Source organism: Mesorhizobium sp. C089B, assembly GCF_030323125.1.
Lineage (GTDB): Bacteria > Pseudomonadota > Alphaproteobacteria > Rhizobiales > Rhizobiaceae > Mesorhizobium.
The window spans coordinates 6516073-6528155 of the sequence record NZ_CP100469.1; the positions used below are offsets into that span (position 1 = coordinate 6516073).

Below are 12083 nucleotides of genomic sequence, written 5' to 3' on the forward strand. Positions count from 1 at the left end.
GCAATAGGCCAAGGATTGGAGTGGATTTTGACCAGTTCGAGCAGTTTTTCAGCACGACCTGCAAAAGCAGTTCTCCGCCTGGAGTCCTTCAGGTGGGAGAGCGGTTCGTCGTTTTGGTGAACGATGAACCGCTCCAGGTCTATGTCTAGCGCAGCGCTGCGGCGATGTTGCCACCGTCGACCGTCGTCACATCGGCGGTGGTGCGTTCGGCCAATGCTTGGTGCAGGAAGGCCTGCGCCACGTCTTCTGCCGTCACCTCCTGTCCGAGCAGATTGCCCGACATGTATTCCTTCTCCGACACGCCGCGCGCGCCGGAACGGCTGGCGATCATGGCGTCGGTCAACAGGCCGGAGCGGATGCGGTCGGCGTTGACCGCATTGGAGCGGATGCCGTGCGCGCCGTAGTCGAGCGCATATTGCCGGGACAGGAATAGCGTCGCCGCCTTCGGCACACCATAGGCGCCGAATTTCGGACCCGGGTTGACCGCCTGCTTGGAGGTGTTGAACAACAACACACCGCCGGTGCCCTGTTCCAGCATGATGCGCACCGCGTTCTGCGCCGCCGACTGGTGGGCGAAGAAGTTGAGCTCGAAACTCTTGCGCAGCAGGGCATCGTCGAGCTCGCCGATGCGGCCTTCCCAGGCGGCACCGGCGTTGGAGACCAGAATGTCGACGCCGCCATAGACAGCGACAGCTTTGTCGAAGGCGGCGCGCAGCTCGGCCGGGTTGGTGATGTCGGCGCCGACGCCGATCGAATTGTTGCCGGCTGCCTTTGCCGCCTCGGCCGCCCTGGCCGCATCGAGATCGACGACGACGGCATGCGCGCCATTGGCGGCGAACAGTTTTGCCGTCGCAGCACCGATCGCGCCGGCGCCGCCAGTGATCAGCACCACCTGGCCGGTCAGCGGCTTCGGCTTGTTGGAGGCGAGCTTGGCCTGCTCAAGCGACCAGTACTCCAGCGGGAAGAGGTCGGCCTTCGATAGAGGATGGAAGCTGCCGACGGCCTCGGCGCCGCGCACCGCCTCGATCCACATCTCGCCGACATCAGATGCGATCTTCGCATCCTTCAGCGTGCGGCCATGGCCGAACATGCCGAGGCCCGGCACCAGCGTCAGCCGCGGCATCGGGTCGAGCATGGTGCGCTGGACGTCGTCCAGCGCATCGTTGGTTTCGAAATAGGCGCGATAGTCGTTGGCGAAGGCGTCGACATGGCTCTTGATGACGGCCTTGTAGTCGCCAATCTTGTCGGCGTCTGGCGCCGGAACCGCCATCGGTCCGGTCTTGATGCGGATCGACAGGTCGGGCGTCGACACGCCGCGTCCGGCATAGTCTGCAATGCCGGCTGAGTTGATGAAATCGACGATGGCGTCCGAAGTGCGGAAATCGCTGATCATGCGGTCGAAGCGGCCTTCGCCACGCGCCACCGCCACCGCGCCACGCAGCATCGGCGCGATCGCTGCCGGCGTTGCGAGCTTGGCCGGCAGTGCGGCTTTCGCTGCCTTCGGCTTGCCGTTCTTCGCCACATAGTCTTCGGCCACGTTCACATAATGGATCATGCGGTCATAGGCCTGCTTCGCAGCGTCGCCGAAGGTGAAGATGCCATGCTTGTCGAGGATCAGGCCTTCGACGCTGGGGTCGGCGTCGTAGACATCGGCGGCCACCTTGGCGAGGTCGAAGCCCGGCTTGATGTAGGGCACGTACCCCATCTTGTCGCCGAACACGGTCTTGATCAGCGGCTTGCTGTCCGCCTGGTCGACGATGGCGAGGATCGCGGTCGAATGCGTGTGGTCGACGAATTTATGCGGCAGGAAGGCGTGCAGCAGCGTCTCGACCGATGGATTGGGGGAGGCGGGGTCGATGAGGTTCGCCCGCTGCAGCGCCACCATGTCCTCGTCGGCGAGGCTGGCCAGCGCACGCGCCTTCAGCAGCGCGCCGAGCTTGACCGCCGGCAGGCCTTGCGGCTCGATCACACCCATGTCCCAGCCGCTGCCCTTGACGCACAGCACATCCCATTCGTCGCCGACGAGATCGGTGGCCTTGGTCTTGCAGGAGGTGTTGCCGCCGCCATGCAGCACCAGCCGCGGCTCGCCGCCGAGCAGCCGGGTCGTGTAGACGCGCAGCGCGAGGTCGCGGGCAACGCCCTTTTTCGCATAGTCGGCAACCAGTCTTTCCGCGTCGCCGTCATTCCAAAGGTTCTTCATGTCGCTATGTCCGCTTTGCTGTCTTTGATGTTGCTGTGAACAGGAGTGCCGCGACGCCTTGATGACAATGCGCCTGCTGCTGGGATTTCGTTGGTCAGGAAGCCTTTTTTGCCCCCGCACTGGCTCCGGCATGGTCGAGCAGCCGCCGCGCCATGCCGGCGCCGACGACGAGATGCGTGCAGAGTCCGCCGGCGAGCGCGGCGAGCAGCGGTTCGAACTTGCTGTCTTCCTGCACCACCATCAGCCGCTTTTCGATCTGGCGCAGTGACGACAGCGAGGCCGAGATGACGCGGCGGTTGTAGCTGCAGTCGAGCGCCTTGCCGGTGGCATCGATGATCTGGCCGGCAACGACGCCGGCGGCGCCCGCTTCGCGCAACAGCCCCATCTCGCCGGGGCTGAGCGCGCCGCATTTGACGACATGGCTGTCGCCATCGACGGTGCCGACCGAATAGAGCGCCAGATCGCAGTTGGCAATATCGGCCAGTTGTTCGCGGATCACCGGTTCGGCGCGCAGCCCATGCGCCAGCAATTCCGTCGTCAGCACCAGCGGCGCGTAGAAATTGAGGCCCTTGGCGTTGAGCCGCCGGGCGATCTCCATCGTGCACTGGTCGGGACGGTAGGAGTAGGGCGCGCCGAGATTGCCGCAGAGCTGCACAACGGTGACGTCCTGCAGGTCGGCATAGGACATGACGTCGGCGATGGTGTAGACGGTGCGGCCCCAGGCGACGCCGATCCGGTCGCCCTTCTTGACCAGTTCGAGAAAGACGCCCGCCGCCAGCACCGCAACGTCCGTCGAAGGGTCGACGACATAGGCATTCTCCGGCGCGATCCACACCGCATCAAGCTTGAGCGCGTCCTCGAGCTGGCGCGCAAGCACGTCGTCGGTGAACAGCTGCGTCGAGGTCGAGATGTTGACGATGCCGGTCTCGCGCGCCTTGCGCAAATACATGGCGACCGAGGCGCGGGAAATGTTAAGCTGGCTGGCGACCTGGTCCTGGCGCAGACCATGGGCATAATAGAGCCATGCGGCCTTGTGGATAAGCTGTTCTGCCGGTCGGATCGCCATGCCGTCTCCTCGGCTGACATTATTCACGGCTCTCGACAAAAGTCAAACTGGCGTGGGTACACGATACCTCTTTGCCCATCGAATCTGGACGATCATTGCGCCAAATGTGCCCGGTCGGGAATCGCCGATGGTGACGTGGCGGGAACCTGTGGTTAGAAGTTCTCAACAATGAAAATTCGGGGAGCACGGGATGGGCAGTCCCTACGAGCAGGATCTCGGCAAGAACGCCGCCAACCATCAGCCGCTGACGCCGCTCACTTATCTGGAGCGGGCGGCAAGCACCTATCCCGATCATGTCGCCATCATCCATGGCAGCCAGCGCATCACCTATCGCACCTTCTGGCGGCGCTCGCTGAAGCTGGCCTCGGCGCTGTCGAAGCGCGGCATCGGCAAGGGTGATACGGTGACCGTCATGCTGTCCAACACGCCCCCCATGCTGGAGGCGCATTTCGGCGTGCCGATGGCCAAAGCGGTGCTGCATTCGCTCAACACAAGGCTCGATGCCGCCGTCATCGCGTTCCAGCTCGACCATGCCGAGACCAAGGTGCTCATCGTCGACCGCGAATTTTCCGCTGTCGTCAAACAGGCACTGGCACTGGCCAAGGTGAAGCCGCTGGTCATCGACTATGACGATCCCGACTATGCCGCCGATGCACCCTATCCCAAGGGCGAGCGCATCGGCGCGATCGACTATGAGGCGTTCGTCGCCGGCGGTGACCAGGGCTACGCCTGGTCGATGCCCGACGACGAATGGGACGCCATCTCGCTCAACTACACCTCCGGCACGACAGGCAATCCGAAGGGCGTCGTCTACCACCATCGCGGCGCTGCCCTGATGGCTTACACCAACACCATCCATGCCGGCATGGCCAAGCACGCCGTCTATCTGTGGACGCTGCCGATGTTCCACTGCAATGGTTGGTGCTTCCCATGGACAATGGCCGTCCAGGCCGGCACCCATGTCTGCCTGCGCTGGGTGCGGCCGAAGCCGATCTATGATGCCATCGCCGACCACGGCGTGACGCATCTGTGCGGTGCGCCGGTCGTCATGTCGGTGCTGATCAACGCCAGGGACGAGGACAAGCGGACGTTCCCCCAGACGGTGACCTTCAATACGGCGGCAGCACCTCCGCCGGAAGCGGTGCTGTCGGGCATGGCCGATGCCGGCTTTGCCGTCACCCATCTCTACGGGCTGACCGAGACCTATGGCCCGGCGGTCGTCAACGAATGGCACGGCGCCTGGGACGATCTAGACAAGGGATCGAAGGCGCAGAAGAAGGCAAGGCAGGGCGTGCGCTATGCCGCACTCGAAGGCCTGACCGTGATGGACCCGGAGACGATGCAGAAGACGCCGGCCGACGGCGAGACGATCGGTGAGGTCATGTTTCGCGGCAACATCGTCATGAAGGGCTATCTGAAGAACAGGAAGGCGACCGAAGAGGCCTTTGCCGGCGGCTGGTTCCACTCCGGCGACCTCGGCGTCATGCATCCCGACGGCTACATCCAGCTCAAGGACCGCTCCAAGGACATCATCATCTCCGGCGGCGAGAACATTTCATCGATCGAGGTCGAGGAGGCCCTCTACAAACACCCGTCCGTGGCGTCCTGCGGCGTCGTCGCCAAGGCAGACGACAAATGGGGCGAGGTGCCGGTCGCCTATGTCGAGCTGAAGCCCGGCAAGGTGGCAAGCGAGGCCGAGATCATCGAACACTGCCGCGCGCTGCTCGCCCGCTTCAAGGTGCCGAAGGCGGTGATTTTTGCCGAGATCCCGAAGACATCGACGGGGAAGATCCAGAAGTTTCAGCTGCGGGAAATGGCGAAGGGATCTTAGTTCCAGAGCGCAACGGCACGCAAGGTCGAGTTCGCGCACACCCTCTGTCACCATCTGTCACCAAATTATACGCGTACGTCGAATTCGCATTGACACTTCCCTCTTTTCGATTTACGACTGACGAAAGTTTAAATTCGTCACTCATAAATCGACAGAGAGCCATGTCCGAAGCCGCCAGCATAATGGCCGACTCCACCCGCCAGGAGAATGTCACCCGCATTCTCGACTGTGCCGAACGCCTGTTCCGGCACTATGGTTACGGCAAGACCAATGTCGCCGACATCGCCCGCGAACTCGGCATGTCGCCGGCCAACATCTACCGTTTCTTCGCCTCCAAGGTCGAAATCCACCAGGCCGTCTGCGGCCGCATGCTCCTCGCCAGCTACAACATGGCCTACGAGATTTCCCGGTTGCCGATCAGCGCCGAGGAGCGGCTGCGCCGCTACGTGCATGCGCAGTACAAGATGACGCTGGAAGTCATGCTCGACGACCAGAAGGTCCACGAAATGGTCATCGTCGCGCTCGAGCGCGACTGGGGCGTCATCGACAAGCATATCGACAGCATTCACGACCTGTTTGCCGAGGTCATCCGCGAGGGCATCGAGGCCGGCGAGTTTGCCGACCAGGATCCGGTCATCGCATCGCGCTGCTTCGGCGCCGCCACCGTCATTCTGTGCCACCCGCAAATGGTGGCGCAGTGCCTTGCCAAGACCAATCGGGCGATGCCCGACGATCTCATCGATTACGCGATCAAGGCTCTGAAGTAATAGCCGCCGCCCGCCGGGCGCCGGCGTCGACCGTTCATCTCCAGTCGGGAGTACGAAAGTGTCTTTGTCCAGTTCCATCATCCGCAAGCTGCCGGTCGCCGGCCTGATCGTCGCCACGCTCGGGCTCGCCGCCTGCAGCCAGGAGAAGACCGAGGTCCAGGACATCATCCGTCCGGTCAAGGTGGTCGAGATCGGCCAGGCCGAAAAGAGTCGCGAACTCACCTATTCCGGCTCGGTGCGAGCCCGTACCGAAATGAACCTCGGCTTTCGCATCTCGGGCAAGGTCACTGAGCGTCTGGTCGACATCGGCCAGCATGTGACGACAGGCGATGTGCTAGCCCGTATCGATCCCACGGACTATGAGTTGTCGGTCAAGAGCGCCAAGGCCAGCCTCGACGCCGCCGAGCGGCAGGTCGAGACGGTCGATCTGTCCCGCAAGCGCGCCGAACAGCTTTTTGCCAAGAACTTCACCTCCAAATCGCAGCTCGAACAGGCGACGCTGAGCTACAACCAGGCGGTAGCGACGCGCGATGCCGCCCGCTCTACCCTTGCCCAGGCGCAGAACCAGGTCGTCTACACCGATCTCAAGGCGAGCGAGAACGGCATCGTCACGGCGGTCTCGGCCGATGTCGGCCAGGTGGTCGGCGCCGGAACGCCTGTGATGACCGTTGCCGTCGACGGCGAAAAGGAAGTGCTGATCGCGGTTCCCGAAATGGACATCGCCGCCTTCAAGCCGGGAAAGGACGTCAAGGCCAGCTTCTGGTCCGATGACGCGCTGGCGCTCTCCGGCAAAGTGCGTGAAGTCGCCGGCAGCGCCGACCAGCAGTCGCGCACCTTTGCCGTCCGCGTCTCGCTGCCCGACGACCCGCGCGTGCTGCTCGGCATGACCGCCAACATCGAGGCCTCGGTGGCCAAGAAGCAGGAGATGGTGTCGATCCCGCTCAGCGCGCTTGCGGAAAAGGATGGTCGCAAGATTGTCTGGACCGTCGACCGCGCCGGCGAGACGGTGCACGAGCGCCTGGTCAAGGTTGCGGAGTTCACCGCCGACGGCGTCAGCGTCGCCGACGGGCTCAAGCCGGGGGATGTCGTCGTTGCCGCCGGCACCCAGTTCATGACCGAGAATCTCAAGGTCAAGCTGACCGGCGATGCGGTCCAGGCCGCCTCTGCGGAAGGCGATGCCGCAAAGGCCCTGCGCTGACCGCAGGCATGAAGCCGGCTTGATCGTCGCTTCGGCGAAAGGGCTGGGCAAGCGAATTCAGGGTTTCCGGGCGGCGAGCGCCCGATGGTCGAGACGCCAAGATCGAGTTCCCCCGCATCGATCCGCGCGTCCCACCGCGATGAGTGTCTCTCCGCTCGGAAAGCCTCGCCGCCCGGAAGCCAGCATCGGAATATCCTAGCTGCATGCAAAGCGTATGCGCGCACGATCAACGAATTGGACTGACGCCGATGACCACCACCGACAGCACTGAAAAGCAGCCTTTCAATCTTTCGCGCTGGGCCATCGGCCATCCCTCGATCGCGCGCTTCCTGTTCGGTCTGATCATCATTGCCGGCGCGCTCGGCCTAATGCGCATGGGCCAGAAGGAAGACCCCGATTTCACTTTCCGCGTCATGGTCGTCCAGGCGATCTGGCCGGGCTCCTCGATCCAGGAGATGGAAGACCAGGTCGTCAACAAGATCGAGCGCAAGCTGCAGGAAACGCCGCACCTCGACTTCGTCCGTTCCTACACCCGCGCCGGCAGCGCCATCATCACCGTCCAGATCAAGGGCGACACCAATGCAGAGGAGGTGAAGGACGCCTTCTACCAGGTGCGCAAGAAGGTTGGCGACATCTCCGGCGACCTGCCGCAAGGCCTGCTCGGGCCCTATTTCAACGACGAGTTCGGCGACACCTTCATCACCCTGCACTCGATCGGCGGCGACGGCTACAGCTATCCGGAGCTGAAGAACTTCGCCACCCAGGCTCGCGACATGCTGCTGACGACGCCGGGCGTCGAGAAGGCCGTCATCATCGGCGACCAGCCGGAGAAGCTTTATATCGACGTCTCGTCCAAGGCCCTGGCCGAACGCGGCCTGACGCTGACCGACCTGCAGAACGCCATCAAGGGCCAGAACAATGTCGATCCGGCGGGCTCCGTCGACACCGGCCTGCGCTCGGTGCGCATCTCGGTCGAGGGCGATGTCACCAGGGCTGCCGACATCAGGGAATTGCGCCTGCGCGCCGGTGGTCAGGTGACACGTCTTGGCGACATCGCCACCGTGAGTTCCGGTCTCGAAGATCCCTATCAGCGCAAGTACCGCTTCAACGGCCACGAAAGCGTCCAGGTCGGCGTCGTCATGGCCAAGGGTTTTAACGTCAGGGACGTCGGCACGGATGTCGAGGCGACCTACAAGCGCTTTGAGGAAGCGCTGCCCTACGGCGTTGCGGTTGACCAGATCTCCAACCAGCCCGAGGTTGTCAAGGACGCCGTCAACGAGTTCATGGAGGCGCTCGGCGAGGCGCTGCTGATCGTGCTTGCTGTCTCGCTGCTGTCGATCGGCTGGCGTTCCGGCCTGGTCATCGCCATTGCCATTCCGCTGGTGCTGGCCGCCACCTTCGCCATCATGTACGAGCTCGGCATCGATCTGCAGCGCATTTCGCTCGGCGCCCTGATCATCGCGCTCGGGCTGTTGGTCGACGACGCCATGATCGTCGTCGAGATGATGGAGCGCAAGCTGGAGGAGGGGCTGGTCAAGATCGAGGCGGCGAGCTTCGCCTATTCCTCGACCGCCTTCCCGATGCTGAGCGGCACGCTGATCACTATCGCCGGCTTCATCCCGGTTGGCTTCGCCGCCTCGACCGCAGGCGAATATGTGCGCACGCTGTTCTATGTCGTCGGCATCGCGCTCGTCGTGTCGTGGTTCGTCGCCGTCTATTTCACGCCGTGGCTGGGCTACATGATCCTCAAGCAGCGCAAGCATGCCGGCAACCATCATGACGCCTTCGACACCGGCTTCTACCGGCGGCTGCGCGCCACGGTCGGCTGGGCGGTGCGCCACCGCATCATCGTTCTGGTGATGACGCTGGTCACCTTCGCCACCAGCCTGTGGGCGTTCCAGTTCATCCCACAAAACTTCTTCCCGCAATCCTCGCGGCCGGAAATCCTCGTCGATCTCTGGTTGCCTGAGGGAACCTCGATCAAGGAAGTCGAGACGCAGGCCAAGGCGCTGGAAGCCCGGATGATGGACAACAAGGACAAGCGCTTCATCGCCACCTATATCGGCGAAGGCGCGCCGCGCTTCTTCCTGCCGCTCGACCAGCAATTGCGCAATCCGAACTATGCGCAGCTTCTGGTGATGGCCAATGACGAGCCGGCGCGTGAGCGGCTGATCCTCAAGCTGCGCTCAGTCCTGGCGCAGGATTTCCCTTCGATCCGCTCCAAGGTCGACCGTCTGTTCCTCGGCCCGCCGACCGGCTGGCCGGTGCAGATGCGCATCATGGGTCCGGACCGCCAGGAGGTGCGCCGCATCGCCGACCAGGTGAAGGCGAAATTCGCCGAAAATCCGCTGCTCGGCGCCCTCCATGACGACTGGCTGGAGCCGGTACCGGCGATGAAGCTGGTCATCGACCAGGACCGCGCCCGTGCGCTTGGCGTCACCTCGCAGCGCATCCGCCAGATGCTGCAGGCAGCGATGTCCGGCGCGCCGCTCGATGACTTCCGTGATGGCGAGGAGACGGTTTCCATCGTCGCCCGCGAACCGGACGCCAGCCGCAGCCTGCTGTCCTCGGTCGACTCGGTCTATATCCCGACCGATTTCGGCGGCTTCGTGCCGCTGTCGCAGGTGGCCAAGGTGGTGCCGGTGCTCGAGCAGGGCGTCGAATGGCGGCGCGATCGCCTGCCGACCATCTCGGTGCGCGCCACGCTGCCGGATGGCGTGCAGTCGAACGACGTCGTCACCAAGCTCTACAATGACATGCAGGGCATGCGCGCCGGCCTGGCGCCCGGCTACAAGATCGAGATCCAGGGCGGTGCGGAAGATTCCGCCGAAAGCCAGGCCTCGATTGCCGCCAAGGCGCCGATCATGCTGGCCGTCATCGTCGTGCTCCTGATGATCCAGCTGCAGCATTTCGGTAAGGCGATGCTCGTGCTGGCCACCGGTCCGCTCGGCATCATCGGTGCGGCGGCGGCTCTGTTGATCAGCGGGGCGCCGTTCGGCTTCGTCGCCATCCTCGGTGTCATCGCGCTGCTCGGCATCATCATGCGCAACTCGATCATCCTGGTCGACCAGATCGATCAGGACATCGCCAGGGGGATGGACCGATCGGAGGCCATCATCGGCTCGGCCGTGCGCCGTTTCCGGCCAATCGTGCTGACGGCGATGACGGCGGTGCTGGCGCTGATCCCAATCTCGCGTGCGGTGTTCTGGGGACCGCTCGCCTACGCCATGATGGGCGGCATCCTCGTCGCCACCGTACTCACCATCCTGGTGCTGCCGGCAGGCTACGCGCTGTTCTTCGGCCGCGAGCCGAAGAAAGGCAGGAAGCCGGCTGATGAGGCGGTGCAGGACAATGACAGGCCGCCACTGGCGCTGGCCGCCGAGTAGGCGCTGCCGGCGCACAGGATCTTCCTTGGAAAATGCTGGAACGCCGTACGCTTGACGTGCGGCGTTCTGGCTTTCTCCTTGCCGGTGGCACCGAGCACCCAGGCAAGTATCTCAACACCAGGCGGGTTCATCAAAATAGGTTGAACGGCCACCTGTATGAAAATGCTTCGCGGCGCCGGTTTTGCAAAACAGAATTCCTTTCCAGGACAACAAAGCCGTCCGATCCTGCTTACATATCGGAGCGGCAACGCTCATTCGCATCAGGTGATCATCCCATGGTAGACAATAAGCAATTGCGGCTCGGCGCCTTCATGCGTCCGGTCAGTCTTCACACCGGGGCCTGGCGCTATCCCGGCTCATATCCCGATGCCAACTTCAACTTCGCCCATCTGAAGCGCTTCGCGCAGACGCTTGAGGGGGCGAAGTTCGACGCCTTCTTCATGGCCGACCATCTGGCCGTTCTCAACATGCCGATCGAGGCGCTACGGCGCAGCCACACGGTGACCTCGTTCGAGCCGTTCACGCTGCTGTCGGCGCTCGCCGCCGTCACTGATCATATCGGCCTTGTCGCCACCGCATCGACGACCTTCGACGCGCCCTATCACATTGCCCGTCGCTTCGCCTCGCTCGACCATATCAGCGGCGGCCGCGCCGGCTGGAACATCGTCACCACATCCAATCCCGACGCCGCGCTGAACTTCGGCCTCGACGAGCATGTCGAGCACGACGAGCGCTATCACAATGCGCGGGAATTCTACGATGTGGTGACCGGCCTCTGGGACAGCTTTGCCGACGACGCCTTCATCCGCGACGCCGAGAGCGGGCTCTATTTCGATCCCGCGAAGCTGCATGTGCTCGACCATAAGGGCGAGCATCTCTCGGTGCGCGGCCCGCTCAACATTGCGCGGCCGGTGCAGGGCTGGCCGGTCATCGTCCAGGCCGGCGCATCTGAGGCCGGGCGGCAGCTGGCAGCCGAAACGGCGGAGGTGATCTTCGCCGCCCATTCCGATCTGGCGTCCGGGCAGCGCTTCTTTGCCGATGTCAAAAGCCGGGCCGAGAAGCTCGGCCGTTCGCGCGACGACATCAAGATCCTGCCCGGCGCCTTCGTCATCGTCGGCGACAGCGTCGAGGAAGCACAGGCCAAACGCGCCAAGCTCGACAGCCTGGTCTATTACGAGAGCGGCATTGCCTCGCTGTCGATCGCGCTGGGGCACGACGCATCCGGCTTCGATCCCGACGCGCCCTTGCCCGAAATCCCCGAGACCAATGCCTCCAAGAGCGGCCGTGAGCGCGTCATCGAGCTGGCGCGCCGAGAGACTTTGACCGTCCGCCAGCTGGCGCAGCGGCTCGGCGGCTATTCCGGCCTTGCTTTCGTCGGCACGCCGAAAACCATCGCCGATTCGATGGAGGAATGGCTGTTTGCCGAAGGGTCAGACGGCTTCAACGTCATGTTCCCCTATCTGCCAGCCGGGCTCGACGACTTCGCCGAGAAGGTGGTGCCCGAGCTGCAGCGGCGAAAGCTCTTCCGGCGCGAGTATGAGGGCACCACCTTGCGCGAGAATCTCGGCCTGAAGCGGCCGCCGAACCGGTTCTTCGAAGGCTCCGAAGGGGCCATTCGCAAGGCCGGCTGACGTC

General features: G+C 63.6%; 7 protein-coding genes. 5 read left to right on the forward strand and 2 right to left on the reverse strand.

The window, feature by feature from the left end; all coding sequences use genetic code 11:
- Positions 1–145: 145 nt before the first annotated feature.
- Together NLY44_RS31745 and NLY44_RS31750 are read right to left on the reverse strand one after the other, a co-directional pair.
- Positions 146–2200: a bifunctional aldolase/short-chain dehydrogenase gene (locus NLY44_RS31745; RefSeq protein WP_023709180.1), complete on the reverse strand. Its 2055-nt coding sequence runs from the start codon at positions 2198–2200 to the stop codon at positions 146–148.
- A gap of 94 nt (positions 2201–2294) precedes the next feature.
- Positions 2295–3266 carry a sugar-binding transcriptional regulator gene (locus tag NLY44_RS31750; RefSeq protein WP_023804360.1) on the reverse strand — a complete coding sequence of 324 codons (972 nt, stop codon included), beginning with the start codon at positions 3264–3266 and terminating at the stop codon, positions 2295–2297.
- A gap of 190 nt (positions 3267–3456) precedes the next feature.
- Between NLY44_RS31750 and NLY44_RS31755 the strand changes: the two genes are divergently transcribed.
- From NLY44_RS31755 to NLY44_RS31775, 5 genes are all read left to right on the forward strand, one after another.
- Entirely contained in the window at positions 3457–5097 is a 1641-nt protein-coding gene (locus NLY44_RS31755) for an acyl-CoA synthetase (RefSeq protein ID WP_023709942.1), read from the forward strand.
- A 161-nt stretch (positions 5098–5258) separates the two neighbouring features.
- The gene (locus NLY44_RS31760) at positions 5259–5864 is read left to right on the forward strand and encodes a TetR/AcrR family transcriptional regulator (protein WP_023668564.1); all 606 of its coding nucleotides are present in this window, start codon (positions 5259–5261) and stop codon (positions 5862–5864) included.
- A 58-nt stretch (positions 5865–5922) separates the two neighbouring features.
- The gene (locus tag NLY44_RS31765) at positions 5923–7062 is read left to right on the forward strand and encodes an efflux RND transporter periplasmic adaptor subunit (RefSeq protein ID WP_023692166.1); all 1140 of its coding nucleotides are present in this window, start codon (positions 5923–5925) and stop codon (positions 7060–7062) included.
- A 248-nt stretch (positions 7063–7310) separates the two neighbouring features.
- The gene (locus NLY44_RS31770; RefSeq protein WP_023804359.1) at positions 7311–10448 is read left to right on the forward strand and encodes an efflux RND transporter permease subunit; all 3138 of its coding nucleotides are present in this window, start codon (positions 7311–7313) and stop codon (positions 10446–10448) included.
- Positions 10449–10723: 275 nt separating this feature from the next.
- Positions 10724–12079, forward strand: a complete 1356-nt coding sequence (locus tag NLY44_RS31775) for an LLM class flavin-dependent oxidoreductase (protein ID WP_023804358.1) — start codon at positions 10724–10726, stop codon at positions 12077–12079.
- Positions 12080–12083: the final 4 nt, after the last annotated feature.